Here is a 25232-nt window from a genome sequence, read left to right as displayed (position 1 = left end):
GTCCGACAGCGGCCGCGCCCCGACGAGGGGCGCGGCCGCTGTGCATGCTGGGCCCGCCGGTCAGGGGCTCGCGGCGAGAAACACGAACGCGGCCAGCAGCACCAGGTGGACCCCGCCCTGCAGGACGGTCGCCCGGCCGGGGACGACGGTGAGCACTCCGGTCACCGCGGTCAGCGCCAACAGGGCCAGTTGGGTGCCGCCGAGGCCGAGCAGCAGCGGTCCCTCCAGCCAGATCGAGGCGAGGGCGATCGCCGGGATGGTGAGACCGATGCTGGCCATGGCGGAGCCGAGGGCGAGGTTGAGGCTGATCTGCACCCGGTCCCGCCGGGCGGCGCGGGCCGCCGCGAGGGTCTCGGGGAGCAGCACGAGCAGGGCGATGACCACGCCCACGAAGGCCTGCGGGAGGTTCGCGGCGGCGACGCCCGCCTCGATGGCGGGGGAGACGGTCTTCGCCAGGCCGACCACGGCGACCAGGGCGACGAGCAGCAGGCCCAGGCTGGCCAGCGCGGTCCGCGTCGACGGCGGGTCGGCGTGCGCGTCGCCGTCGCCGTCCAGCAGCCTGCCCGCGCTGGTCACGGGGAGGAAGTAGTCGCGGTGCCGGCCGGTCTGCACCATGACGAAGAGCCCGTAGAGCGCGAGTGAGGCCACCGCGGCGAAGGCCAGCTGGGCGGGGGAGAACTCGGGGCCGGGGCGGCTGGTGGTGAAGCTCGGCACCACCAGGCTCAAGGTGGCGAGGGTGGCCACGGTGGCCAGCGCCCCGCCGGTGCCCTCCGAGTTGAACACCGCCACCCGGCGGCGCAGCGTGGCGATCAGCAGGGACAATCCGAGGATGCCGTTGCAGGTGATCATCACGGCGGCGAAGACGGTGTCCCGGGCCAGCGACTGGGTCTTCTCCCCGCCGCTGATCATCAGGGTCACGATCAGCGCCACCTCGATGACGGTGACCGCCACGGCGAGCACCAGCGAGCCGTACGGTTCGCCGACCTTGTGCGCGACCACCTCGGCGTGGTGGACGGCCGCGAGCACCGCGCCGGCCAGGAAGGCGGCCAGCAGCGCGACCGCGACCCCGGAGAGGTCGCGACCCCAGGTGAGGACGAGCAGCACGACCGCGAGGATGGGTATGAATACGGTCCAGTTGGTCAAACGGGATCGAATCAGCGCGATCATGCCGTCAACAATGCCAGGCGAGCCGACCGAACGCCGAGGGTCAGCGCTCTGACACCCGCCGTCAGCGCCGCCTGTCCGACCGCCGAAACGGCACCGCCGACGACCCTTTCGGTGCTGCTGGCATCGGTGCCCGTCGGTGTACGCTGCGCGCCGAAGACTTGATCACGGGGGTGGTTGATGACAACCGGACAGATGCTGGCGCGGCTCGCGCTCGTACTGCTGCTCGCCGGTGCGGGCCTGGCGGGGCCGGCGGCGCCCGCAGCGGTAGCGGCGCCCGCGCCGGTCACCGCCACGGATGCGCCCGCCGGTGAGTTGTACGTCAGCAACGTCTGGTGCCCGGCCGGCACCCCGGCCACCCGGGACGGCAGCGCAGAGAAGCCGTTCTGCACCATCTCGGAGGCGGCGGCGGTGGCCGGTCCCGGCCAGACGGTGCTGGTGCAGCCGGGCGACTACCAGGAAACCGTGACGTTCACCCGGTCCGGCACCGAGGCCGCGCCGATCACGTTCCGGGCGGTCAACGTCTCCTGGCAGTGGGCGCGGGTCCGGGGTCTCAAGGTCACCGGTGTGCACGACGTGGTGCTGGAGGGCTTCGTCGTGAACGGCATCGGCTATGTCGACGGCGTCGTCGTGAAGGATTCCAGCCGCGTCCGCCTCGACAAGCTCACCGTCCTGGCCGGTCCCTACGCGCCCACCGCGCTGCGGATCAGCGGCGCCTCGGACGACGTGACCCTCAGCCGGAGCTTCCTCCGCGACTTCGCCGGCCCGTCCGTCGCCGTCGAGTCCGGCGTCACCGACACGACCGTCACCGCCAGCCAGCTCGACGCCTCCGGCCTGGTTGCCACCAACGCCCCCGGCCTGACGGCCACCGGCAACACCCTCAACACCGAATGCCGGCGCGGCATCGAGTTGGCCGGCGCCTCGCCGGGCGCCTCGATCCGGAACAACATCGTGGTGACCGACCGGCAGCGTCGCCCCGCCTGCCCGAACTCGGTGGAGGCCACCGCCATCACCGTCTCCCCGGAGTCCGCCCCGCAGACCAGCACCGACTACAACCTGATCGACCCCCTGGGCGGCGGGCTGCCCTACGTCTGGGCCGGCAGCCAGTACCCGACGCTGGCCTCGTTCACCGAGGCGACCGGGCACGCCACCCACGACATCATCGCGAACCCGAAGCTATCGTGGACGACCCCCGCCCCCGCCGGCGAGCGGAGCTATCTGGTGCTCAGTGCGAACTCACCGGCCCGGGACTCCGCCGACGCAGGAGCCCGGGGCGCCCTCGACACCGACCTGCTCGACAATTCCTACGCCGACGACCCGTCCGCCCCGAACACCGGCACCGGCAGCGGCTACCGCGACCGGGGGGCGGTGGAGGTGCAGGGCACCCCGACTCAGGACCCGGTGCGACTCGAACGCAAGGTCGGTGGCGGCCCGTTCGACGTGGTCGCCCGGACGGGCCTGCACTCGCCCTGGCCGGTCGAGCGGGAACGCGCCGCGTACGCGTACAAGTTCGCCGACGAGCGGTACTGGCGGGTCAGCGACTCCGGCACCGCGGAGCACACCGTGCGCCGGGCCGGCTCCGCCTGCGTGCAGGTGCAGACCAGCCAGAGCGACTTCCGCCAGATCAGCACCTACGGCCCACCGGTCTGCACGCAGGTGGGCGCGCGTTACGTGCCGGTGGCACCGACCCGGCTGCTGGACACCCGGATCCCGATCGGCGTCGAGTACGCCGCCCCGGTGGCGGCGAACGGCACCATCTCCCTGCCGATCGAGAGCATCGCCGGGGTTCCGACCCCGGACATCAGCGCGGTCGTGCTCAACGTGACCGTCACCCAACCGACCGCGGCCGGCTTCATCACCGTCTACCCGACCGGTGGCGGCTGGTCGAACGCGTCGAACGTCAACTTCGTGGCCAAGGAGACGGTGCCGAACCAGGTCACCGTTCCGGTGGTCAACGGGTCCGTCTCGTTCCACCACTCTGGCCAGGGCACCGTCCACCTGGTCGCTGACCTCCAGGGCTTCTACGCGGAATCCGGGTCCGGCTTCGCCCCGGTGTCGCCGGTGCGGGTGCTCGACACCCGCGAAGGCGCCGCCGTCCCGGTCCCGGCCAACGGCACCCGGCCGCTCGACCTGTCCGGCCGACTGCCCGCCGGCGCGACGGCCGCCGTGCTCAACGTGACGGTCACCAGGCCGACGGCGAACGGCGTGCTCAAGGTCTTCCCGTACGGCTCGGCGGTGCCCACCGCGTCGAACCTGAACTTCGTCACCGGGCAGACCATCCCCAACCTGGTCACCGTGCCGGTGGTGAACGGCCGGGTCAGCATCCACAACCAGAGCTCCGGCACCACCCACGTCGTCGCCGACCTGGCCGGTTGGTTCAGCCCGGTCGCCACCCAGACCTTCGTGCCGATCACCCCCACCCGGATCGTGGACACCCGGAACGGCACCGGGCTTCCCGGCCGCGGCTCCGTGCCGCTCTCGGCCCGCGAGACCGTACGGTTCCAGCCGTTCCTCTCCGGGGAGAACTGCCTGCCGGCCTGCCCGGCCCCGACCGCTCTGGTGGGCAACCTGACGGTGACCGGCCCGACCGCGCCGGGCGTGCTGATCGCCTACCCGGGCGGTCAGCCGCGGCCGACCGCTTCGAACGTCAACTTCGTCAAGGGCGAAACCGCCTCGAACGCCGCCGTGGTCGCGGTCGGCTCCGGCATCGAGCTGTACAACAGCAGCGCGGGCACGACCCACGCCGTCGTGGACCAGTCCGGGTACTTCATCGGACCCGCCTCCTGATCGGACCGACACCGGCACCGGCCACCCGTCTTACGCAGCGGGTGGCCGGTGCCGTCTCAGGTCACGCCCGTTCCACGGGGCCACGGGACCCGTCGATCCCCCGGTACGCTGCCGCGGCAATCGTGCCGGTCGTCGCCGGGAAGGTGAGCATCCACAACGCCAGCTCCGGCACCACGCACGACCTGGCCGGCTTCTACGGATCGGTCGCCTCCGGCGCCACCGACGGCTACGTGCCGCTCGGGCCGCAGCGCATCGTCGACACCCGGCAGTCCATCGGCCTGGAGGGCCGGACGCTCACCGGCCAGCTCAACCCGCGGGAGAAGGTCGCCCTCCTGCCTGCGTCCCAGCGGACCGGCTGCCCCGGCGGCTGCCCGGCCGCCACCGCCGCCGTGCTCAACCTGACGGTCACCAGGCCGAGCGCGGCGGGCGTGCTCACCGTGTACCCGGAGACCGGGGCGGCGCCTCGAACGTCAACTTCGTGGCCGGGGAGACGGCCGCCAACCTGGCGATCGTGCGGACCGGGACGGGCATGAAGGTCGGCGCGTACCACCAGAGCAGTGGTTGGACCGACCTGATCGTCGACCAGGCGGGCTACTTCATCGCGCCCGCGTCCTGACGTACGGCCGGAGCCGGCGACCCCCCGTGACCAGCGCGTTGTCGCCGGCTCCGGCATTTTCCGGTTCAGCCGTCCGACGGTGGGTAGGGATTCTGGTGGACGAGAAACGCTGCTCCCTCCCGCGTGGAGGGAGGTCGACCGGAACGAGGAGGATTGCCATGACCACCGTGGTCGAGAAGTCGATCGAAGTCGACGTCCCGGTCAGCACCGCCTACAACCAGTGGACGCAGTTCGAGGAGTTCCCCCGCTTCATGGGTGGCGTGCAGGAGGTGCGCCAGCTCGACGACCAGCGGATGCACTGGGTCGCCCAGATCGCCGGCGTCAAGCGTGAGTGGGACTCCAGGGTCCTGGAGCAGGTGCCCGACCAGAAGGTCGCCTGGGCGGCGACCGAGGGTGCCACCAACGCCGGTGCCGTCTACTTCCAGCCCGTGGGCGCGGGCCGCACCATGGTCCGGCTGCACCTGGAGTACGAGCCGGAGGGGCTGGTCGAGAAGACCGGCGACAAGCTGAACATCGTCGAGAAGCAGGCCGAGTCCGACCTGGAGAAGTTCAAGAGCTTCATCGAGTCCCGGGGCGCCGAGACCGGCGCCTGGCGCGGCTCGGTCGGCGAGGGGCACGGCGTGGGCACGCCGGGCGTCGCGCACGCGGCGTCGTCCCAGGGTGACAGCGGCAAGGCCGGTGTCTCGGGCACCGCGGTCGCGGCCGGCGCCGCCGCCGCGGGTGCCGCTGCCGCCGCCGGGATCGCCGCCGCCAAGCACCGCACGGGCGACGACGAGGACCGGATGCCGACGACCACCACCACCGAGACCGAGTACGTGGTGACCGACGTCGAGGTCGTGCCCGACCCGGCCGCCACCACGTACCCCGGTGGCCCGGTCAGCGAGCCGAACCGCCCGCTCTGACTTATCCCCTGCGGGGCCCGGCGGACCGACCAACCGGTCGGACCGCCGGGCCCCGCGCCTGTGCCCCTTAACCAGAACCAGTGGTTCATTTAACTATGCCGCTGCGTCCGCCGCCGTACGGTCGGACGGTCACCATCCAGGTGGGATACGGGGCCCAGGAGGATTCCAGTGATCAGACGCAGTGTCGCCCGGCTCGCTGTCGCGTTCACGGGGGTGGTCGCCCTGCTCGTCGCGGGGCAGACCGCCGCCTACGCCGCACCGGCGAACGACGACTTCTCCGCCGCGACGACGGTGGGGACCACTCCCTTCACCACCACCATCGACACCACCGGCGCCACCACGGACCCGACGGACCCGACCGGGTGCGCCAACCGTGGGTCCGTCTGGTTCAGCTTCACCCCGACCGTGGACGGCCGCGTCGAGGCCCACACGTACGGCAGCGACTACTACAGCGTGCTCTCGGCCTGGACCGGTGAGCAGGGCTCCCTCACGCAGGTGGCCTGCAACGACGACAACGGCAGCCAGCGGTCGAGGATCCGCTTCGCGGTCACCGCGGGCACGACGTACCACCTCATGGTCGGCACCGGCGGCTTCGGCGACACCACCGGCGGTTCGCTGCGGTTCTCGCTCGACCAGGCCGTGGCCCCCGCCAACGACGACTTCGCCGACGCGATCACGGTAGGCGCACTGCCGTACGCCGACACCCGGGACTACGCCGGCGCGACCGCCGAGACCGGCTAGCCCTCGGTCTACGTCAGTTCCGCCTACACGGCCTGGTACGCGTACACGCCGACCACCACCGGCTCGATCACGGCCCGGACGAACCCGGGCTACGCGGGCATCGCCGCCTACACCGGTTCCTCGCTGACCGCGTTGTCCCTTATGGGCTACACGTCCCTCTACGACTACGACCCGTTGACCTTCGTGGCGCAGGCCGGCCGGACGTACCTGTTCCAGGTGGGCTCGGACGGCAGCTCCGCGCACACCTTCCAGCTCGACGTGGCGGCCGCCCCGACCGTCGATTTCTACCACTACCCGGGCGACCCCAGCTCGTACGACCAGGTCAGCCTCGGCAGCTCCGCCTACGACCCGGCCGGCGCCGGCTTCGGCTCCTTCGCCTGGGACTTCGGTGACGGGACGACGTCGACCGAGCTGTACCCGGTGCACCGGTTCCCCGGTGACGGCGACTGGACCGTCCGGCTCTCCGTGCGCACCCTCGACGGGCGCACCGCCTCGGTCAGCCACGTGGTGTCGGTCCGGACCCATGACGTCGCCATCGTGAAGCTGAACGTGCCGTCGACGGCGCGGGTGGGGCAGACCATCGGGGTCGCGGTCCAGGTCCGGAACACCCGGTACGACGAGAACGTCCGGGTCGACCTCGAGCGGAGCACCCCCACCGGCTACGTGCCGGTCGGATCGTCCACCCATCCCGTACCGGCGACGGACAGCGGGAAGACCACCCGCTTCGTCATCGACTACACGGTCACGGCGGAGGACCTGGCCGTGGGCAAGGTCTCCTTCCGGGCAGTCGCCGAACTGCTCGACGCCCGGGACGCGCTCCCGTACGACAACGAACTGCGCTCGGCGCCGGTCAAGGTCGCCTGAACCGTCGACGCCCCGGACGGCCGGTCGCACCGCGACCGCGCCGTCCGGGGCCTGTCCGGGGCTTCCGCGCCGCTCAGGAGGCGGCCAGCAGCGCCAGGGAGCCGACCACCGGCGCCGCGTACAGCAGGGGGAACGGGATGTGCGAGTACGAGCGCGCCCGGATCACGGTGACGACGGCGCCGGTGAAGTAGAGCACCAGGCCGATCCCGGCCAGCACGCCGATGACCGGCACCAACAGGCCGGCCAGCAGTCCCGCCGCGCCGGCCGCCTTGGCGGTGCCGAGCCAGGGCCACCACGAGCGGGGTACGCCGTAGTCGGCCAGCGGCTGCACGACCCACGGGGCGCGGAGGAAGACGGAGGCGGCGGAGAAGCCGACCATGGCGGCGGCCAGCAGGGTCACGACGACGTGCGTGGTGGACATCAGGAGAGCTCCTCGGTGTTCGGCTCACCCGGGCGGGTCGTCCGGGGTTCCTCACCGCACTGACACCGGGCCGCGCGCGGTTGTGACAGGCGCCAGGAACGTGACGAATCAGCGCCGCGGGACCGGTATTCGGACACTCGGGCGGACTCGGCCCGCAGCGCCGGGCGGGATCGGTGGTATGGCCCGCGACCCGTAAAGAGGCGTCCTACGCTCTGGGCAGATGGGCCGTGCACCTCTGTGACCTGCCGCAAGTCCGGGTAGCGCCGTCATCGAAATGCCCTCGCGCGGCAAGCCCTGTGCTTGCCGTCTGTCCCGGTACGAGGCAGAAGGTTCCCGCTCGACCTCTCATCACCTCGAACGGAAGGTGGCCATATGGCTGTCAAGACCGAAGCGCGACCGAGGACCGCAGAAATTCGGCCGTTCACGGTAGAGATTCCCGAGGCCGAGCTGAAGGCCTTGCGTGCGCGCATCGCGGCCACCCGTTGGCCCGAGAAGCAGACCGTCCGCGATCAGTCCCAGGGCGTGCCGCTCGAGACCAGCCAGGCGCTCGCCCGCTATTGGGAGAAGGAGTACGACTGGCGCAAGGTCGAGGCACGGCTGAACGCCGTACCGAATTTCATCACCGAGATCGACGGGCTGGACATCCACTTCCTCCACATCCGATCGAAGCACGAGGACGCGCTGCCGCTCATCGTCACGCACGGGTGGCCGGGCTCGATCATCGAGCAGCTGAAGATCGTCGGTCCGCTCACCGACCCGACGGCGCACGGCGCGGACGCCTCGGACGCCTTCCACCTGGTGATCCCGTCGATGCCCGGCTTCGGGTTCTCCGGCAAGCCGACCGAGCCCGGCTGGGGCCCGGAGCGCATCGCCAGCGCCTGGACCGAGCTGATGAGGCGCCTCGGCTACACGCGATACGTCGCGCAGGGCGGCGACTGGGGGGCGCTCATCACGGACGTCATCGCTCTGCAGGCGCCTCCGGAACTGGCCGGCATCCACACCAACATGCCCGGTGTCGTCCCACCCGACATCGACACGCTGCTCCAGACCGGCGTCACCGGAGCCGCCAACCCGCTGGCCTCGCTGCCCTCCAACCTCTCCGCCGAGGAGAAGCAGACCTGCGAGCAGCTCGCCTTCTTCTGGCAGCATTCCGCCTACGCCCTCATGATGGGGACGCGTCCGGAGACGCTGACCGGATTCGCGGATTCGCCCATCGCGCTGGCGAGCTACATGATCGACCATGACGCGGCCAGCCTGGACCTGATCTGCCAGGCCTTCGCCGGGAAATCCGTCGGCCTCACGCGGGACGACGTCCTCGACAACATCACGCTTTTCTGGCTGATGAACTCGGGAGTTTCCGCGGCCCGCATCTACTGGGAGAACAAGCTCTCCTTCTTCGCCGCCAAGGGCGTCTCCGTCCCGGCTGCCGTGAGCGTCTTCCCGAACGAGATGTATCAGGCCCCGAAGAGTTGGGCGGAGCAGGCGTATTCCAATCTGATCCACTACAACAAGCTCGACAAGGGCGGGCACTTCGCGGCCTGGGAACAGCCACAGCTCCTGTCCGAAGAGCTGCGCACCGCCTTCCGGTCGCTCCGCTAGCCGGCCGGCCGCTTGCCTCCGGCGGAGCGGTGAGCCCCAGGAACGGATCAAGGCCCCTCCGAGGAGGGGCCTTGATCTTCACTTACCTCTGGTCGGGGTGGCCGGATTCGAACCGACGACCTCTTCGTCCCGAACGGCCGTCGATCCTGTCATCCGCTATCGGCCGCTGTCGCTCGGCCGCGACGACGCAGGGTCGGCAGACGTCTGCGGCTCGTTGATGGGGGACCGCTGTCAGGCGTTCGCTGACTTTCTGCTGACGCGCTGGGCGCAGCTACGAGCGCACCGCTCGCAGGCCCACGAACTCGTCGCCCTGGGGGTCGTAGAGGACCAAGCCGTGCCGCTGCGTCAGTGCCAGTACGGCCTCCACCGCCTCGGTGCCACGCGCGGACCAGGCGATGTTCATCGAGACGTGGTCGATGCCCACGGCGAGTGGAGTAGACATCCATGGCGAGTCAGGGGGCAACGGCGGCTCGTCGGGATAGCGCGCCCGGAGTTCCTCGTAGAAGGCGACGATGTGCTCATCAAGCTCGCCGTCACGATGGTGTCCGCTGGTGCAGTGATCGAGCATCGCTCGGGCCTCGGCGAGGCTGGCGTTCGGGGCCATGGCCAGAACCACGAGGTCGAAACTCACATCGCCATCATGCTGGTCGTTCCTCGGCACGCTCTGCCAGGGCTCGGACTGCCAGCTTGGGAATTGTCGATCTGCGGGAGGCCACCGGCTTGGCGGCCTGGTCTCGGCAGTCTCTCGTGGCCTCGGCTGGCCCCTGTTGTCCTCGCCTAATGGCACGCTAATGGCACGCCGGGTGCTCGCCACCAATCGCCGGCCGGGAGCGATTGCAGACCCCGCCTTGCAAAGATCAAGAACCCTATCGGTCGGTGTCGGCCATCGTCGTTGACCTGGCGAGCACCCGAGCGCCTCGGACGGACCCACTGGTGTATTGATGACCTGAGTCTTTCGCGCGCAGTCAGGCAGCCCTAGGATGCTGCCATGTCGGCGGAGCATGCAGTGATCGCCCTGGACGAGCGCAATCATGAGCTGGCCGGATCGGGAGGAATTAGCAATGGCCGTTTTGCCCTCAGACGGAAAATGGTCCTGCGCCTCGTCGCCGCTTTCGTTGCTGGTGGTGTCCTCAGCGGTTTCGGTGTCAATGAGCTACATGACTCGCGTGAAGAGCGGAAGCGGAATGCTTCGGTCGTACTCATGACCATCCCTGTATCGGCTGGTCGCGGATATCGGACCGTCGAGGGCCTCGTTCACTTGGACGGGCAGGTAGCGGTGATCAACGCTGGTCCCGCGCCGGTCACGGTCCGTGGGGTTAAGGTGCAGGGGCCGGGCATCCTGATCCGTGATATCGGTCAGTCCCAGCTGTTGCCCTCCGGCGGCACCGTCCGAGTCAACGTCAAGCTGCAGATTGAATGTTCGATCGCTTACAAAGCCTTTTCGGCGTCGATGCAGCTGTCGGTCGAGACTAATGACAAGCGAGTCACAGAGGTCCGGCCCACGTCCCTGGTGTTCCTTGAGGACAGCGTCTGGGTCCCTGCGGTAATGCCTTTGTGCGAGCCGCCGCACAAGAGTTGACAGCGATGGGGCCAAAATGAACTCCTCGTCGTGCGGTTGCCAGACCATCTAGCCTTCCGGACGGGGGCAGGGGTACAGCAACTCATGCCTAGCGGGCCCTTTTGGTGGTCGGCTTCATGGGGGTCATTCCTACGATTCCGCCCCGACTGCTGCTCTAGCCCGAGGTGGCATCGCCCAGGTCGGCCAGATCCAGCTCGCACAGCCGGTACTCACCCTGCTCTGGTCCGCGCTACTGCTCGCAGAGACCGTCACCCCTGCATCGATCGGGGCAGCGCTGGTCGTGCTGGCCTGCGTCGTCCTGATCCAGCGCACCCGCAGCGTGCGCGCAACAAGCCAGGACGCCACCGCTGACGCGATGGACCGCGCCCTTCCACCACCCATGCCCCAGCACAAGGCATCCACGCGAGCGGCCGACCACACCCGCTAGTCCCTGAACTTGTCGACGTGACGGGCCCGGCCACACTCAACTCGGCATGTGAGTGCGCACTCCCTCGCTGACCGATCAGCGGCGGCCGTCGAGTGCTTGGTCCACGATGTCGATGACCATCACCGCGACGTTGTCGTGCCCATCCTGATCGAGGGCGGCGGCAATGAGCGCGCGGGCTCGTGTCTCACGCCTTGCCCAGGGCGGGCTTCGGTTCCATGATCTGCGGCACTCGTACGCGACCTGGCTGGTGTCGGACGGCGTACCGATCAACGACGTGGCCCGGGTCATGGGGCATGAGCAGATCTCGACCACGCTGGACCGGTACACGCACGCCTTCGATGCCGGCGCGGAGAAGGTCAGGGACTCGTTTGCTGACTTTCCGCTGACTTTCGAGGCTGACGAGGACGAAAGCGCCGACTAGCCGGCGGCCTGAGCCGATGGACGAGAGCGCCGGGGGTATGACAAAAGGCCAGGTGAGAGGTGATCTCACCTGGCCTTTTGGCCTCTGGTCGGGGTGGCCGGATTCGAACCGACGACCTCTTCGTCCCGAACGAAGCGCGCTACCAAGCTGCGCCACACCCCGAGGCGTGCCGACAAATAGTAGCCCACCCGGTCCGATGGTCAAACTCGGTACCCCTCGACCCGGCCCGGGGCGCAGGTGTCAGGGGCTCAGCGCGGGATGAGCGTCAGCACGCTCGCCTCCGGCGGGCAGGCGAACCGCACCGGAGCGGTGGGGTGGGTGCCGAGGCCGGCGGAGACGTGCAGCCAGGAGTCCGAGCCGGGCCAGCGGTGCAGGCCGCGGGCCATCGAACGGGGCAGCCCGCAGTTGGTCACCAGTGCCCCGTAGCCGGGTACGCAGACCTGGCCGCCGTGGGTGTGCCCGGCGAGCAGCAGGCTGAAGCCGTCCGCGGCCATCCGGTCCAGCACCGCCGGTTCGGGGGAGTGCGCGAGCGCGATGCCGAGGTCGGCCGAGGCGGCGACCGGCCCGGCGACGGCGTCGTAGTCGTCCCGCTCGATGTGCGGGTCGTCCACGCCGACCAACTCCACCAGGCGGCCGCCGGCCTTCACCGACGTCCGGGTGTTGTTCAGGTCCGCCCAACCGGCCCCGGTGAACACGTCCCGCAGTTCCTCGTGGGGCAGCTCGACTCCCTCGGTGTACTCCCGGTCGGGCAGGAAGTAGGTGAACGGGTTCTTCCAGACCGGCCCGGTGTAGTCGTTCGACCCGAAGACGAACGCGCCCGGGTAGTCGAGCAGCGGTTGCAGGGCCCGCAGCACCCCGCCGACTGTGTCGGGGTGGGCCATGTTGTCGCCGGTGACCACCACCAGGTCCGGGTCGAGGGCGGCCAGCGAGGCCACCCACTGCTGCTTGCGTGCCTGGTCGGGCATCATGTGCAGGTCCGACAGGTGCAGCACGCGCAGCGGCTCCGCGTCGGCCGGCAGCACCGGCACGTCGTACCGCCGCAGGGTGAACATGTTGCGCTCGACGAGCGACGCGTACGCCAGGGTGGCCGCGCCCGCGGCGACGGTTCCGGCGGCAAGGCGGAATAGTGTGCGCTTTCGCATGGCGTTCAGGGTAGTTTGACCGTCCATGAGCACGCTGAAGGACCGCCTCACTGCCGACATGCGCGCCGCTCTCAAGGCGCGCGACGAGCTGACCACCTCCACCCTGCGGATGGCCCTCGCGGCCGTCGGCACCGCCGAGGTCGCCGGCAAGGCCAAGCGCGAGCTCACCGACGACGAGGTGCTCGCGGTGCTGACCAAGGAGGCGAAGAAGCGGCGCGAGGCCGCCACCGCCTTCGCCGAGGCCGGCCGTGGTGACCAGGCCGCCAAGGAGACCGCCGAGGGCGAGGTGCTGGACCGCTACCTGCCCAAGCAGCTCTCCGACGAGGAGCTGGCCGAGCTGGTCGCGGGGGCGCTCGCGGCCGGCGGCTTCACCGGCAAGGCGCAGATGGGCCCGGCCATGAAGGCGGCCCAGGCCGCGGTGGCCGGCCAGGCCGAGGGGGGCCGGGTGGCCGCCGAGGTACGCCGACAGCTCGGCCTCTGACCCCGACACGCGAAACGGGCGGGCACCCTCGAAAGGGGTGCCCGCCCGTCGTTCGTGCTGAGGTCAGCCGCGGGGCCGAGGGGGTCGGCCCGGAGTCGGCGGGGTGGCGGGGCCGCCGGGGCCCGTGGTGGTCCCGGGCGGGGTGCCGCCGCCGCTGCTCACCTGGATGGTGACCACGCCGCCCTTGATGGTCCGGCCCCCCGGGCTGGTGCCGGCGGCCTTGCCCGCCGGGCAGCTCGACGCGACCTTGTCGTTCGAGACGACCGCCTCGAAGCCGGCCCCGTTGATCCTGGACTTGGCGGCGTCCACGTCCAGGCAGGTGACGCTGGGGATGGAGCGCTGGTCACCTTCGGAGATCTTCCTGCCGGGCGGCTCGAAGTTGATCCGGTCCTTGCCCTCCATCGCGGCGCGGAGCGTCTCGATGACCGGCGGGTTGATGCCGTCGGGCTGGTTGTGCTTCATCTTGACGTTGGTCTGCGGCCAGTCCGGGTCGGCCATGATGCCGGCCACCGCGTACTGCTTGGTCATCGCGACCAGGGCGGCGGTCTTCTCCGAGTCGGTGGTGCCGGACTTGCCGGCCACCGGCGCCTTGACGATCGTCTTCACCTGGCGGGCGGTACGGCTGCCGCCGCACTTGCTCGTGGAGGAGTTGTCGCCGACCGGGCAGCGGGCGGCGTCCACGGCGGCCCGGGCCACCTCGGTGCTGACCCGCTTCTCGCAGCGCGGGTTGGCGATGTCGAGCTTGTTGCCCTCCGGGTCCTTGATCTCCTGCACCGGGATCGGCTCGCAGTATTTGCCGTCCGCGGCGAGGGTCGCGTACGCGTTGGCCAGCTCCAGCGGGGTGGTCTGCGAGACGCCCAGGGTGAAGGCGCCCCACTGGTGGGCCGAGTCCTTGGTGCCGGCGAACTTGGCGTCGTTGGCGGCCCGGAACTGGATGCCGAGGCGCTTCGCCGCGTCGACCACGTTCTCCGCCCCGACCTGCTGCTGGAGCGGGACGAAGTAGGTGTTGGTCGACTGGGCGAAGGCGCTCCACATGTTCTGCACGCCGCCGGCCTTGCCGCCGGCGTTCTTCGGGCAGTAGAAGTGCGTGCCCGGGCAGGCGGCCGGCGAGCTGCTGTCGATGATGTATTCCGACTTGAACGTCTGCTGGGCGTTGATGGTGTAGCTGAGCGGGATGCCCTTCTCCAGGGCGGCCACGATGGAGAAGATCTTGAAGGTGGAGCCCGCCTGGTAGCCGGTGATGCCCTGGCCGCCGGTGAGCAGCGGGTTGACCGTGTTCGGGTAGTTACCGCGGATCTTCTTCTTGGCCTTCGCCGGGTCGCTGGAGATCTTGTTCTTCGGGTTCTTCGGGTCGTCGATCTTGAAGGACCGGTTCACCGCGAGCGCCCGCACCCGGCCGGTGCCCGGCTCCACCACGGCGACCATGGCGGCCTCCTTGGCGGTCTCCTTCTTCGCCTTGCGTACCGCCCGGTCCGCACCCCGCTGCGCCTGCGCGTCGAGGGTGGTGACGACGGTGTAGCCGCCGCTCTTGAGCCGCCGCTCCCGGTCGTACGTGGTCGAGCCGAACGTCTCCTGCTGCAGCCACCAGCGGTAGAAGTAGTCGCAGAAGAAGCCCCAGCCCTTCTCGTTGGTGGAGACGCAGCCGTTCGGGGTGCGCTTGTCCTTCACCACCATCGGGGCCGTCTTGGCGGCGTCGGCCTCCTGCTGGTTGATGGCGCCGATCTTGACCATGTTGTCGATCACGTAGTTGCGCCGGTCGAGGGCGAGCGGGCGGCCGCTACGGGTGGTCGGGTCGTTGGTGGTCGGCGCCTTGACCATGCCGGCCAGCATCGCCGCTTCCTCGAGCTTCAGCTTGCTCGGCGGCTTGCCGAAGTAGACCTGGCTGGCGGCGTAGATGCCGTACGCGCCGTTGCCGAACGAGGCGATGTTCAGGTAGCGCTTCAGGATGTCGTCCTTGGAGAACTCCTTGTCGATCTGGATCGCGTAGCGCATCTCGCGCAGCTTGCGGGCGCTGGTGTCCTCGGTCGCCGCGACCACGTCGGCCGGGTGGGTCGCCGAGTAGGCGATGGCCAGCCGGACGTACTGCATCGTCAGCGTCGAGGCGCCCTGCTGGGAGTTGGTGCCGGACTGGTTGTTGACGAAGGCACGGGCGACACCGTTGAGATCGACGCCGTTGTGCTTGTAGAAGTCGTGGTCCTCGGCGGCGATGATCGCCTTCTGCATGACCGGCGCGATGTCGGCCAGCTCCACGTCCCGCCGGTTCTCGTCGTACATGGTCGCCAGCGGTGTCTTGCCGTCGGAGGCGAGCAGGTAGCTGATCTGCGGCGCGCGGGCCACGGTCAGCTCCTTCGGCAACGCGCCGAAGGTCTCGGCGCCGGCCTTCGCGGCCAAGCCGGACATCGCCACCGCGGGGAAGGCCGCCGCCGCGACCACCACGCCGGCCAGCAGGCCACAGACAAGCAGCGATGCGGCGTTGGTGAAGACATTGTGGTCACGTTTCCGCATCCAGGTCACCTCGACAGGGTACGCGAGTAGGGAACGAGGGGCGCTGGGGCGTTCTTTCCCCATTTCCTGCGCGCGCCGACCTCGTTGTGCTAAACGCACGACCCCCGGTACCTGGTTGCGTGTGACCTGCCGCGAGTCTCCACCGAACGGTGGAGCCCCCGCAGCGTTTTCACGTACCCGGGCCGGGTAAGCGGCGGGCGAAGGCCCGGTAAGCCGGGAGTGTCCGTAATGATGGATTTCGCCGACAACGTTGCGTAATCAGGCGACTACAGAGCATGATGGTAGCGGCGACAGCCACACGTCGTCCGTGCCTCCTTGGGGAAGGAACGGGCCGGACGACCGGGGGGAAATTCACGGCTGGTCGCACGAGGTCGGTAGGTACTGCAAGGGGGGACGTGTACACATGGGCATGATCACTGACTGGCCGTCACTGGCGGCGTGTCAGAACGGGGACCCGGACGCGTTGTTCGTACAGGGCGCCGAACAGAACGTGGCGAAGAGGATCTGCCGGAGCTGCCCAGTTCGGTACGAGTGCCTGGCCGACGCGCTCGACAACCGGATCGAGTTCGGGGTGTGGGGTGGCATGACCGAACGCGAACGCCGGGCGCTGCTGCGTCGGCACCCGCAGGTGACGAGCTGGCGCAAGATGTTCGAGGCCGCGATGAAGAAGAACGCCAAGGACCAGACCGGCAAGGACAAGGTCCTGGTCACCGCCGCCGGCTGACGCCGGTCACGGCCGGCTGATCGCCGCGCCGATCGTCCGCAGCCCGTCGACGTCGTGCACGTCGGCGGGCTGCGCCGTCACCGACACGGCCGGCACCGTCGGGAACTCCTCGGTGAACCGGGTCGCCACCTGCTGTTCGCGTACCGCCTGCTGGGCCAGCGCGGCGTGCGCCCGCAGCACGTCGACGGTCGCGTCGTGCCCGCCCAGCTCCGCCAGCCGCCCCGCGGCGGCGACGCTCTCCGCCGCCCCCAGATCGGGCACCGCCGGCCGGTGCACCCGGTTGAGCACCAGGCCGGCCAGCGGCATCCGCTCCTCGCGCAGCCGCCCGGCGAAGTAGGCCGCCTCCCGGACCGCGTCCGGTTCCGGCGCCGCGACCAGCAGGAAGGCCGTCTCCCGGGCCTGCAGGATGCGGTACGTCTGCTCCGCCCGCTGCCGGAAGCCCCCGAACATCGAATCCAGTGCGGCGACGAAGCCGGAGAGATCGGTGAGCAGCTGCGCGCCGAGCACCTTCTGCACCACCTTGGAGAACATCCCGAAGCTGGCGGTGACGAGGCTGAACATGCTCCGCCCCCCGCTGCGCGCCGGCGCCAGCAGCAGCCGCAGCATCCGCCCGTCGAGGAAGCGGGAGAGCCGGGCCGGGGCGTCCAGGAAGTCCAACGCGGAGCGGGACGGCGGGGTGTCCACCACGATCAGGTCCCACTCGCCGCGGGCGTGCAACTGACCCAGCTTCTCCATCGCCATGTACTCCTGAGTGCCGGCGAAGGTCGAGCTCATGGCCTGGTAGAAGGGGTTGGCGAAGATCTCCGCCGCCTTCGTCGGATCGGTGTGCTGGAGTACCACGTCGTCGAAGGTGCGCTTCATGTCCAGCATCATGGCGTGCAACTCGCCGCCGCTGGCCTCGACGTCGAGGCCCTTGACCTGGCGGGGCGTGTTGTCCAGCTCGGTCAGGCCGAGCGACTGGGCCAGCCGGCGGGCCGGGTCGATGGTGAGCACCACCGTCCGCCGGCCGTGCCGCTCGGCCGCCCGCAGGGCGAGCGCGGCGGCCGTGGTCGTCTTACCCACACCGCCGGCGCCGCAGCACACGACGATCCGCACGCCGGGATCGGCGAGGATCTGGTCGACGTCCAGCCGTGGCGCCGCGTCTTCGGAAGGCACCAATCGAGCGTATCGGGCCGGTGGGGTCCGTGCGCCCGTGCCGAGGTCAGGTGTGAGTCAATCGGCCCGGCCGAGGAGTTCGGCGAGCCGATCCAGCCCGGCCCGGTCCACCCCGTCGGGGAGCAGCGGCAGCTCGGTCAGGGGCAGCCTCAGCTCCACCAGGTCCGTCCGGAGGGAGTCCTCCAGCTCGCGCCGGATCTGCTGGTCCCGTGCCTCGCCGGCCAGCCCGGCCACGGTGGCCCGGTCGGCCGGCAGCCCGGCGGCGAGCAGCCCCCGCTTCAGCTCGGCCTGGGTGACCTCACGCCCGGCCGGCACCGGCGGCCGGGCGCCGTTGACGATCACCCGCCCCACCGGGAAGCCCAGCTGGGTCAGCTCGGCGATCGCGTCGACCGTCTCCTGGACCGGCATCTCCTCCAGCAGCGTGACCACGTGCACCGCGGTCATCGGGGAGCGCAGCAGCGCGGCGACCCCCTCGCTCTGGGTCTTGATCGGGCCGACCTTGGCCAGCCGGGCGGTCTCCGCGGTGACGTTGAGGAAGCGGCCGATCCGCCCGGTCGGCGGCGCGTCCAGCACCACCGCGTCGTACGCCCGGCGCTGGCCGGTGGTGCGGGTGGTCGCCTCCTTCACCTTGCCGGTGAGCAGCACGTCCCGCAGTCCCGGCGCGATGGTGGTGGCGAAGTCGATGGCGCCGAGCTTGCGCAGCGCCCGGCCGGCCGCCCCGAGCTTGTAGAACATGTCGAGGTACTCCAGCAGGGCCTCCTCGGCGTCCACCGCCAGGGCCCGTACCTCGCCGCCACCCGGGGCGTCGGTGAGGTGCCGCTCCTCGTACGGCAGCGGGTCGGTGCCGAAGAGCTGGGCGATGCCCTGCCGCCCCTCGACCTCGACCAGCAGGGTGCGCCGGCCGCCCTCGGCCAGGGCCAGCGCCAGGGCCGCCGCGACGCTGGTCTTGCCGGTGCCGCCCTTGCCGGTGACCACGTGCAGGCGGGCCGGCCATCCGGTGGAGGCCGGGTCGGCCGGCCGCTCTGCTGCTCGCACCCGTCGAGCCTATCCACCCGGCGGCGTCAGGCCACCTCGCAGACCCACCAACCCGTCTTCCGTACGACGGTGAAGCGCAGCGCCTGCTCGGCGACCTTCTCGTCTGCGGTGGTCATGGTGACCTTGGTGGTGACGGTGGCCCGGTCCCCGGTCTGGTTGTCCACCTTCGGGCTGGCCCAGCGGAAACGCGGGTTGGCGTAGCCGGCCGCGTACCTGCGCACCTCGGCCACCTTGGCGTCGAGCTTCTCCTGGTCGCGGGCGGCCGAGCAGACGTGGTCGGCCGCCTTCTTCGCGTCCTGGTCCCGGTAGACGGCGGTGAGGAAGTTGTCCACCGCGACCGCCGGCTCCTTGGCACCCTCGCCGTCCTCGGTGTTCCGCAGGGCCAGGAAGGCGGCCGTCCCGCCCCCGCCGCAGAGCAGCAGAGCGCCGGCCAGTACGAGCGAGGCGATGAGCAGGCCGCGCCGGCGCCGGGCCACCGGCGCCTGGTACGCCGGGTAGGCGGGCGGGGGCGCCGGGACGGCGCCCGGCCCAGGCTCGTCGGGGGTGGTGTCGCCCGGCGCGGGGGTGGCCGGCGATCCGGTCGCTCCGTCGTTCGGCGGTTGCGTCATCTGGTCCCCCGGGGATGGGCGTCCTCGCCGCCGCTGGGCGTGGAAGAGGGTGCGGGCGCGGCGGGCGACGTGGCTCGCCCGTCCGAGGCAGAAGGGTAGCGGTCGATGGGTCCTTCCGTGGCGCACCGTTCACGAGCCGTCGGCCCGCGTCGTCACGTTCCGGACGCGGCATGTGTCGTATATGTGACTCCAGGTGATCAGCCATGCGCGTCCCGTTGTGGCTGTCCGGGCTGCGGTCCTACGTTCGTGCCGGCGGGGGAGCGGGTCGGGCGGTGGGCCCGGTCCGGACGGCGGTCAGTTCATGGTTTGAGGCCCGGAGGCAGTACATGCGCGACGCGGACAACATCGCTCGAGCCCAGTTCCCGCCCAGCGACCGGGCCGGCCGGCTCGCCGACCGGGGGGACACGGACGGTCTCCCGATCAACGAGCGGTCGTACCGCCGGTGCGCCGAGCCGAACGAGGTGCTGCGCATCCTGAGCCGTGCGGGCGGGCGGGACGAGGACGAGCCCGGCTACGTCATCCACCTGCCGATCCGGGTGGCCGACCTGTCGGCGGCCACCGCGCTGGCCGGCACGGTGGCGGTCTCGCTGGGCTTCCTGCCCGAGCTGGACGCCGGGGACACCACCGTCTCGACCGCCGACGACCAGAACAATCGGCACCGCGTCTTCTGCGACCTGCTGCTGCCCGACAGGTCCCGCTGCCCCCAGCCGTACGACCACGAGGGCCCGTGCGGCGAGGTGCCGACCGCCCCCGAGCAGCGTCCCGCGCCCCGGCCGACGCCCAAACCGTAGGCTGTGCCTGGAAACCAGTCCACGCCAGGCAAGGGAGCCTTCCACCGATGCAGAAGTGGGAATACGCCACGGTCCCGCTGCTGGTCCACGCGACCAAGCAGATCCTCGACAACTGGGGCGAGGACGGCTGGGAGTTGGTCGCCGTGGTCCCCGGCCCGAACCCGGACCAGCTGGTCGCCTACCTGAAGCGTCCGAAGGGCTGACGGGCATGAGCAACGGGCCTCACGCCAAGCTGGCGGAACTCGGGCTGGCCCTGCCCGAGGTCGTGCCACCGGTGGCCAGTTACGTGCCGGCGGTGCAGTCCGGCCAGCACGTCTACGTCTCCGGCCAGCTGCCGATCGCCGAGGGCAAGCTGCTCGCCACCGGCAAGGTCGGCGCCGGCGTCTCCGCCGAGCAGGCCAAGGACCTCGCCGAGCGGTGCGCGCTGAACGCCCTCGCGGCGGTCGACGCCCTGGTCGGCCTGGAGAACGTCGTCAAGATCGTGAAGCTGACCGGCTTCGTCGCGAGCGCGTCCGGGTTCACCGGCCAGCCCGGCGTGATCAACGGCGCTTCGGACCTCTTCGGCGCGGTCTTCGGCGAGGCTGGCCGGCACGCCCGCTCCGCCGTCGGCGTCGCCGAGCTGCCGCTCGACGCCCCGGTCGAGGTCGAGGTCATCGTCGAGGTCGCCTGACCGCACCGCCCCCCCGCGATCCTGCGTGTTCCGTGGCCGCTGAAAGCCGCGAACGGCTACAAAGCATCGGCCGAAGCTGCAAGATCGCGGGGAGTGGCGGGCGGGGTCGTACGATCGCAGCCATGGGCGGGCATGTGACGGGGCCGGTGGCCGCGCTCGCGGACGGGCTGCCCGGCTGGGTGACCCTGCTGCGGGCGCCCAATCCCGGGCCGATGACGCTGGACGGGACGAACACCTGGGTGCTGCGTGCCGCCCCGGGCGCGCCCGCCGTGGTGGTCGACCCCGGACCGGCGGACGAGGGCCACCTGGGCCGGATCGCCGCGCACGGCCCGGTCGGCTCGGTGCTGATCACCCACGGGCACCCCGACCACACCGAGGGCGCCGCCCGCCTCGCCGACCTGCTCGACGGGGCCGCCGTGCGGGCCGCCGACCCGGCGCACACCATCGGCGCCGCGCCGCTGACCCCGGACGCCCCGGTGGAGGCCGCCGGCTTCACCGTCCGCCTGGTGCCGACCCCCGGGCACACCGCCGACTCGGTCTGCTTCCTCGCCGAACACGGCGACGAGCGGGTCGTGCTCACCGGCGACACCATCCTCGGCCGGGGCACCACCGTGGTCGCCCACCCCGACGGGCACCTCGGCGACTACCTCGCCAGCCTCGAACTGCTCTCCGCGTACCGGGGGATCCCGGCGCTGCCCGGGCACGGCCCGGCACTGGCCGACTGCGGCGCCGCGGCGGAGTTCTACCTGGCCCACCGGCGGGCCCGGCTCGACCAGGTCCGCGCGGCGGTCCAGGCGGGCGCGACCACCGCACCCGAGGTGGTCGCCCGGGTCTACGCCGACGTCGACCGGTCGCTCTGGTGGGCCGCCGAATGGTCGGTCCGGGCCCAACTGGAGTACCTCGGGGTCACCCCCGGGGAATCCGGCACCGGGGTCACGGAGTTGGAGCAGCCGTGACCTGCCCCGTGTGCGGCACCGTCGCCGTGCCCGGCGCCCGCTTCTGCCACAACTGCGGCGCCGCGCTGCCGGCCGCCGCGACCCTGCCCGCCGCCGAGCGGCGGGTCGTCACCGTGCTCTTCGGCGACCTGTCCGACTTCACCTCCTGGTCGGAGGACCTGGACCCGGAACGGGTCGGCGCGGTCACCGACCGGGTGCTCGCCGCGCTCGCCGGAGCGGTCAAGACCTTCGGCGGCCACGTCGACAAGCTCACCGGCGACGGCATCATGGCGGTCTTCGGCGCGCCGGTCGCGCACGAGGACGACGCCGAACGGGCGGTCCGCGCCGCGCTGTCCATGCAGCGGGCGGTCCGCCGGGTGCTCGACGACGAGCGGGGCGGCGGCGCGCCGCTCGGCCTGCGGGTCGGCCTGAACACCGGCGACGTGATCGCCGGCATCCAGGCGGCGATCGAGTACACCGTCATCGGCGACACGGTGAACACCGCCGCCCGGCTCGCCGACGCCGCCGCCGTCGGCGCGGTCTACGGCGGCGCACGCACCTCCGCCGCCACCCGGCACGTCGCCTCCTGGCGGGCGCTGCGCCCGCTGCGGCTCAAGGGCAAGCGCGAGCCGGTCGAGGCGTACGAGCTGCTGGGGCTCCTGGACGCCCCGGGCACCCGCTCGGGCCTCGGCGACGAGGCGCCGTTCGTGGGCCGGGAGACCGAGATCGGCCGGGTCGCCGGCCGGCTCGCCGAGGTGATCGACCGGAGCGAGCCCCGGGTGCTGCTGATGACCGCCGAGGCGGGGATCGGCAAGTCCCGCTTCGCCGCCGAGGTGGAACGCCTCGCCGCCGGCTACGACGTCGGCGCCGGCCGGTACGCCGCGCACACCGGTGCCCGGGTGCTCTCCGTCCGCTGCGCCGCCTTCGGCGAGCGGCGCCGGCTCGCCCCGCTGGCCGACCTGGTCCGGGCCGCGGTCGGCCTGCCCAACGACACGTCCACCGCGCTCACCCGCCCGGCCGTGGAGGAGCGGCTGCGCCGGCTCGGCCAGCGGCTCGGCCGGCAGCGCGTCGCGCCGCTCGCCACCGAGCAGCTGCTGGCCCTGCTCGGGTACGCCGAGCTGCCCGGCGGGCACGGCAGCGCCACCGACAACGGGGAGTGGACCGCCGGCGGCGGTCCCGCCGACGCCGAAGCGGTGCCGAACGCGGTCGCCGGGCTGCTCAGCGCCCTGGCCACCGAGGCGCCGCTGGTGATCATCGTGGACGACCTGCACGACGCCACCGCCGAGACGATCAGCGCGCTCGGGATGACGCTGTCCCGGCTCGCCGGCCCGGTGCTGGTGATGCTGCTCGGCCGGCCGGAGCTGGTGCGCACGGCGGGGGCGCTGACCCGGGTCGCCGACGCCGAGGTGCACGCGCTGCCCCCGCTGCGCGGCGCCGACGCCGCCCGGCTGCTCACCACCTACCTCGGCGGCGGCCGGCTGCCGCAGGCCGACGCGGACCGACTCCTCGCCACCGCCCAGGGCAACCCGTTCTACCTGGCCGAGCTGGTCACCCTGCTGATGGAGCGGGGCGCGCTCACCGCGGTCACCGAGCGGGGCGCCGACAACCCCGGCGGCTGGCGGCTGGCGCCCGGCTCGCTGGGCAGCCGGCTGCTCTCCCGCGACCTGGCCGCCGTGCTCGCCGCCCGCATCGACGCACTGCCGGCGGACGCCCGCTCGGTGCTGCGGGACGCCGCCGTGGTCGGCGACACCGTGCCGACCGGCACCCTGGAGGCGCTCCGCGAACTGCGCGCCGGGCGGGACGGCCGGCCTGCCGCGGTGGCCGCGGTCGAGCTGGAGCGGGCCGTCGAGGAACTGCTGCAACGCCGCATGCTGCACCGCACCCGCGCCGGGTACGCCTTCGCCACGCCGCTGATGCGGGAGGCCGCGTACGCCGGGGTGAGCAAGGCCGAGCTGGCCGAGCGGCACGCCGCGCTGGCCCGGTGGGCGGCCCCGGTGCCGGACGGCCCGGTCACCCCGCCGGGCGGCTTCACCGACCCGGCCCGGGACGACTTCGTCGCCGAGCACGTCGAGCGGGCCGCCGTGCTCGCCGACGCGGTCAAGCTCCGGCCCGACGCACCGGCCCGCACGGTCGTCGGACTGGGCGTGGCCGCGCTGGGCCGGGCCGTTCGCCGGTCGATGCACGTCGGCGAGCCGGCCCTCGCCGTCGAGTACGCCGAACGCGCCGCCGAGCTGGCCCGGGACGGGGTGCCCGCCGCCGACCGGGTGGTGCACGCCCGGGCCCTGCTCCAGGTGGGCCGCCCCGCCGACGCGCTCGCCTTCGCCGAGAAGATCGCGGCCAACGCCGGCGACGACGCGGCCACCCGGACGAGCGCGCTCCTGCTCGCCGGGCAGGCCCACCAGACCCTCGGCGACCAGGTCCGGGCGGTGACCTGCTGGCAGGAGGCGATGCAGGTGGCCACCACCGGCGGGCTGCCGACGATGCGCGCCTCGGCGATGCGCCGGCTCGGGATGGCCGACTTCGTCGCCGGCCGGCTCGGCCAGGCCAGCAGCCGCCTCGCCGCGTCGTACCAGGTCAGCCTCGCCGCGCAGGACCGGCGGGGGCAGGCCTGGTCGTTGCAGAACCTGGCCTGGGTGACCACCACCCGGGGCGACTTCGCCGGCACCGACGCGGTGCTCGGCCGGGCCGCCCGGCTCTTCGCCGAGCTGAAGGACCCGTACGGGCGGGCCTGGCTGCGCGGCACCACCGCGTTCGCCCGGCTGCTCGCCGGCCGGCTGAACGAGGCGTGCCGGCTGGCGAACGTCTTCCTGCCCTTCGGCGAGCGGGTCGGCGAGGCGTGGGCGGTCGGCACGCTGCGCGCGGTCGAGGCGTTCGCCGGTGCCGAACTGGGCGAGATCGCCGAGGCGGACCGGTCGGCCCGCCGGGCGTACCGGGACTTCGCCGAGGTCTCCGACGACTGGGGGCGCGGTTTCGCCCTGGTGGTGCGGGGCGTGGTGGCCCGTGGCCTGGGCGAGCCGGAGCACGCCGCCGACCTGCTCACCGACGCCCTCGCGTACGGCGAGCGCACCTCGCACCCGCTGCTCACCGGGATGGCCGGCACGCTGCGCGGCTTCGTCGCGCTGGACATGGGCGACTGCGAGACCGCCGAGCGGGACGCCCGGGCGGTGCTGACGGCCGTCGAACCGCACAACCCGCAGGCGCCGGCCCAGGTCGCGCCCCGGGTGCTGCTGGCGACCGCCCGGCTCGTCGCCGGCGACTCGGCCACCGCGGTCGGGCTGCTCGCCCCGGTGGCCACCACCGCCGCGAACGCCCCGACGCTGCTCTTCTCCCGCCGCCAGACGATGGCCCGGTACGCCTCGGCCCTGCTCGCCCACGGTCAGCGGGAGCAGGCGCTGGACTGGGCCCGCCGGGCCGTCGCCGCCCCCGCCGAGGACGTGCGCAGCCAGGTGATCGGGGCGAGGGTGCTGGCCGAGGCGCTGGCCGCCTGCGGCCGGCCGGTCGAGGCGCTGGCCTGCGCCGAGGAAGCGGTCCGGCTGGCGTACGCGACCGAGCAGCGCAGCGAACGCGCCGCGGCCGACGCCCTCCGCGCCCGCCTCGCCGCCGGAGCCTGACCCACCCCCGGCCCCCTAGGGCCCGCACTTTCAGAGAAGGAGTGGCTGTCCACG

The 25232-nt window shown here is 71.8% G+C and carries 23 protein-coding genes, 1 tRNA gene and 1 pseudogene; 16 read left to right on the top strand and 9 right to left on the bottom strand.

Annotated features, from left to right (window positions below; genetic code table 11):
• Positions 1-60 precede the first annotated feature (60 nt).
• Positions 61-1167 carry an ionic transporter y4hA gene (locus M2302_RS08495; RefSeq protein WP_280837361.1) on the bottom strand — a complete coding sequence of 369 codons (1107 nt, stop codon included), beginning with the start codon at positions 1165-1167 and terminating at the stop codon, positions 61-63.
• Positions 1168-1344: 177 nt separating this feature from the next.
• On the opposite strand from M2302_RS08495, the gene M2302_RS08490 reads away from it, so the two are divergent.
• From M2302_RS08490 to M2302_RS08470, 5 genes and pseudogenes are all read left to right on the top strand, one after another.
• Positions 1345-3951, top strand: a complete 2607-nt coding sequence (locus tag M2302_RS08490) for a DUF1565 domain-containing protein (protein ID WP_280837360.1) — start codon at positions 1345-1347, stop codon at positions 3949-3951.
• A 122-nt stretch (positions 3952-4073) separates the two neighbouring features.
• Positions 4074-4484, top strand: coding sequence for a hypothetical protein (locus M2302_RS08485; RefSeq protein WP_280837359.1), 411 nt, complete (start codon positions 4074-4076; stop codon positions 4482-4484).
• 241 nt (positions 4485-4725) lie between these two features.
• Positions 4726-5172, top strand: a pseudogene (locus tag M2302_RS08480) (SRPBCC family protein); the annotation flags it as partial.
• A gap of 465 nt (positions 5173-5637) precedes the next feature.
• On the top strand, positions 5638-6210 hold the full coding sequence (locus M2302_RS08475) for a hypothetical protein (RefSeq protein ID WP_280837358.1): 573 nt from the start codon (positions 5638-5640) through the stop codon (positions 6208-6210).
• A 141-nt stretch (positions 6211-6351) separates the two neighbouring features.
• On the top strand, positions 6352-7074 hold the full coding sequence (locus tag M2302_RS08470; RefSeq protein WP_280837357.1) for a PKD domain-containing protein: 723 nt from the start codon (positions 6352-6354) through the stop codon (positions 7072-7074).
• A gap of 73 nt (positions 7075-7147) precedes the next feature.
• Here M2302_RS08470 and M2302_RS08465 read toward each other — a convergent pair whose 3' ends face one another.
• Positions 7148-7495, bottom strand: a complete 348-nt coding sequence (locus M2302_RS08465; protein ID WP_280837356.1) for a DoxX family protein — start codon at positions 7493-7495, stop codon at positions 7148-7150.
• Between the two features lie 372 nt (positions 7496-7867).
• Here M2302_RS08465 and M2302_RS08460 point away from each other — a divergent pair, with 372 nt between their 5' ends.
• A complete protein-coding gene (locus tag M2302_RS08460) occupies positions 7868-9094 on the top strand; it encodes an epoxide hydrolase family protein (protein WP_280837355.1) in 1227 nt (408 codons plus the stop codon).
• A gap of 271 nt (positions 9095-9365) precedes the next feature.
• Here the strand turns inward: M2302_RS08460 and M2302_RS08455 are convergent, their stop codons facing one another.
• Positions 9366-9725: a hypothetical protein gene (locus M2302_RS08455; RefSeq protein WP_280837354.1), complete on the bottom strand. Its 360-nt coding sequence runs from the start codon at positions 9723-9725 to the stop codon at positions 9366-9368.
• A gap of 357 nt (positions 9726-10082) precedes the next feature.
• Between M2302_RS08455 and M2302_RS08450 the strand changes: the two genes are divergently transcribed.
• From M2302_RS08450 to M2302_RS08440, 3 genes are all read left to right on the top strand, one after another.
• On the top strand, positions 10083-10673 hold the full coding sequence (locus M2302_RS08450; RefSeq protein ID WP_280837353.1) for a hypothetical protein: 591 nt from the start codon (positions 10083-10085) through the stop codon (positions 10671-10673).
• A gap of 169 nt (positions 10674-10842) precedes the next feature.
• Entirely contained in the window at positions 10843-11100 is a 258-nt protein-coding gene (locus tag M2302_RS08445) for a hypothetical protein (RefSeq protein WP_348529410.1), read from the top strand.
• Between the two features lie 163 nt (positions 11101-11263).
• Positions 11264-11521 carry a tyrosine-type recombinase/integrase gene (locus M2302_RS08440; RefSeq protein ID WP_280837352.1) on the top strand — a complete coding sequence of 86 codons (258 nt, stop codon included), beginning with the start codon at positions 11264-11266 and terminating at the stop codon, positions 11519-11521.
• A gap of 85 nt (positions 11522-11606) precedes the next feature.
• Here the strand turns inward: M2302_RS08440 and M2302_RS08435 are convergent.
• Together M2302_RS08435 and M2302_RS08430 are read right to left on the bottom strand one after the other, a co-directional pair.
• Positions 11607-11683 (bottom strand) — tRNA-Pro (locus tag M2302_RS08435).
• An 86-nt stretch (positions 11684-11769) separates the two neighbouring features.
• On the bottom strand, positions 11770-12663 hold the full coding sequence (locus tag M2302_RS08430) for a metallophosphoesterase (RefSeq protein WP_280837351.1): 894 nt from the start codon (positions 12661-12663) through the stop codon (positions 11770-11772).
• 25 nt (positions 12664-12688) lie between these two features.
• Here M2302_RS08430 and M2302_RS08425 point away from each other — a divergent pair, with 25 nt between their 5' ends.
• Positions 12689-13144 carry a GatB/YqeY domain-containing protein gene (locus tag M2302_RS08425; RefSeq protein WP_280837350.1) on the top strand — a complete coding sequence of 152 codons (456 nt, stop codon included), beginning with the start codon at positions 12689-12691 and terminating at the stop codon, positions 13142-13144.
• 63 nt (positions 13145-13207) lie between these two features.
• Here the strand turns inward: M2302_RS08425 and M2302_RS08420 are convergent, their stop codons facing one another.
• Positions 13208-15649, bottom strand: coding sequence for a transglycosylase domain-containing protein (locus M2302_RS08420; protein ID WP_280837349.1), 2442 nt, complete (start codon positions 15647-15649; stop codon positions 13208-13210).
• Between the two features lie 403 nt (positions 15650-16052).
• Between M2302_RS08420 and M2302_RS08415 the strand changes: the two genes are divergently transcribed.
• A complete protein-coding gene (locus M2302_RS08415) occupies positions 16053-16373 on the top strand; it encodes a WhiB family transcriptional regulator (RefSeq protein ID WP_280837348.1) in 321 nt (106 codons plus the stop codon).
• A gap of 6 nt (positions 16374-16379) precedes the next feature.
• Here M2302_RS08415 and M2302_RS08410 read toward each other — a convergent pair whose 3' ends face one another.
• From M2302_RS08410 to M2302_RS08400, 3 genes are read right to left on the bottom strand one after another with little or no spacing between them, the layout of a single operon-like run.
• Entirely contained in the window at positions 16380-17531 is a 1152-nt protein-coding gene (locus M2302_RS08410) for an ArsA-related P-loop ATPase (protein ID WP_280837347.1), read from the bottom strand.
• Between the two features lie 54 nt (positions 17532-17585).
• Positions 17586-18563, bottom strand: a complete 978-nt coding sequence (locus M2302_RS08405; protein ID WP_280837346.1) for an ArsA-related P-loop ATPase — start codon at positions 18561-18563, stop codon at positions 17586-17588.
• Between the two features lie 26 nt (positions 18564-18589).
• Positions 18590-19171, bottom strand: a complete 582-nt coding sequence (locus tag M2302_RS08400) for a hypothetical protein (protein WP_280837345.1) — start codon at positions 19169-19171, stop codon at positions 18590-18592.
• A gap of 326 nt (positions 19172-19497) precedes the next feature.
• Here M2302_RS08400 and M2302_RS08395 point away from each other — a divergent pair, with 326 nt between their 5' ends.
• The 5 genes from M2302_RS08395 to M2302_RS08375 all read left to right on the top strand — a co-directional run bounded on the left by M2302_RS08395 (position 19498) and on the right by M2302_RS08375 (position 25178).
• Entirely contained in the window at positions 19498-19962 is a 465-nt protein-coding gene (locus M2302_RS08395) for a hypothetical protein (RefSeq protein ID WP_280837344.1), read from the top strand.
• A 47-nt stretch (positions 19963-20009) separates the two neighbouring features.
• Positions 20010-20165 (top strand): hypothetical protein, encoded by a 156-nt coding sequence (locus M2302_RS08390; protein WP_088959894.1) that lies wholly within the window; start codon positions 20010-20012, stop codon positions 20163-20165.
• A gap of 5 nt (positions 20166-20170) precedes the next feature.
• Positions 20171-20632, top strand: a complete 462-nt coding sequence (locus M2302_RS08385) for a RidA family protein (RefSeq protein ID WP_154941322.1) — start codon at positions 20171-20173, stop codon at positions 20630-20632.
• Between the two features lie 122 nt (positions 20633-20754).
• On the top strand, positions 20755-21588 hold the full coding sequence (locus tag M2302_RS08380; RefSeq protein WP_280837343.1) for an MBL fold metallo-hydrolase: 834 nt from the start codon (positions 20755-20757) through the stop codon (positions 21586-21588).
• Complete coding sequence (locus M2302_RS08375; protein ID WP_280837342.1) at positions 21585-25178, top strand: adenylate/guanylate cyclase domain-containing protein; 3594 nt, start codon at positions 21585-21587, stop codon at positions 25176-25178. Before M2302_RS08380 ends, M2302_RS08375 begins: the two co-directional genes overlap by 4 nt.
• The last annotated feature ends 54 nt before the right edge of the window (positions 25179-25232 follow it).

It is taken from the genome of Micromonospora sp. A200 (assembly GCF_029893845.1).
Taxonomy (GTDB): Bacteria; Actinomycetota; Actinomycetes; order Mycobacteriales; family Micromonosporaceae; genus Micromonospora; species Micromonospora purpureochromogenes.
This window is presented reverse-complemented; position numbering and strand designations above follow the sequence as displayed.

Coding starts and splice junctions, on each gene's coding strand:
- M2302_RS08495 (WP_280837361.1), bottom strand. CDS start 1,167: ATGATCGCGCTGATTCGATCCCGTTTGACCAACTGGACCGTATTCATA.
- M2302_RS08490 (WP_280837360.1), top strand. CDS start 1,345: ATGACAACCGGACAGATGCTGGCGCGGCTCGCGCTCGTACTGCTGCTC.
- M2302_RS08470 (WP_280837357.1), top strand. CDS start 6,352: ATGGGCTACACGTCCCTCTACGACTACGACCCGTTGACCTTCGTGGCG.
- M2302_RS08465 (WP_280837356.1), bottom strand. CDS start 7,495: ATGTCCACCACGCACGTCGTCGTGACCCTGCTGGCCGCCGCCATGGTC.
- M2302_RS08460 (WP_280837355.1), top strand. CDS start 7,868: ATGGCTGTCAAGACCGAAGCGCGACCGAGGACCGCAGAAATTCGGCCG.
- M2302_RS08450 (WP_280837353.1), top strand. CDS start 10,083: ATGTCGGCGGAGCATGCAGTGATCGCCCTGGACGAGCGCAATCATGAG.
- M2302_RS08440 (WP_280837352.1), top strand. CDS start 11,264: ATGAGCGCGCGGGCTCGTGTCTCACGCCTTGCCCAGGGCGGGCTTCGG.
- M2302_RS08430 (WP_280837351.1), bottom strand. CDS start 12,663: ATGCGAAAGCGCACACTATTCCGCCTTGCCGCCGGAACCGTCGCCGCG.
- M2302_RS08425 (WP_280837350.1), top strand. CDS start 12,689: ATGAGCACGCTGAAGGACCGCCTCACTGCCGACATGCGCGCCGCTCTC.
- M2302_RS08420 (WP_280837349.1), bottom strand. CDS start 15,649: ATGCGGAAACGTGACCACAATGTCTTCACCAACGCCGCATCGCTGCTT.
- M2302_RS08415 (WP_280837348.1), top strand. CDS start 16,053: ATGGGCATGATCACTGACTGGCCGTCACTGGCGGCGTGTCAGAACGGG.
- M2302_RS08400 (WP_280837345.1), bottom strand. CDS start 19,171: ATGACGCAACCGCCGAACGACGGAGCGACCGGATCGCCGGCCACCCCC.
- M2302_RS08395 (WP_280837344.1), top strand. CDS start 19,498: ATGCGCGACGCGGACAACATCGCTCGAGCCCAGTTCCCGCCCAGCGAC.
- M2302_RS08390 (WP_088959894.1), top strand. CDS start 20,010: ATGCAGAAGTGGGAATACGCCACGGTCCCGCTGCTGGTCCACGCGACC.
- M2302_RS08385 (WP_154941322.1), top strand. CDS start 20,171: ATGAGCAACGGGCCTCACGCCAAGCTGGCGGAACTCGGGCTGGCCCTG.
- M2302_RS08380 (WP_280837343.1), top strand. CDS start 20,755: ATGGGCGGGCATGTGACGGGGCCGGTGGCCGCGCTCGCGGACGGGCTG.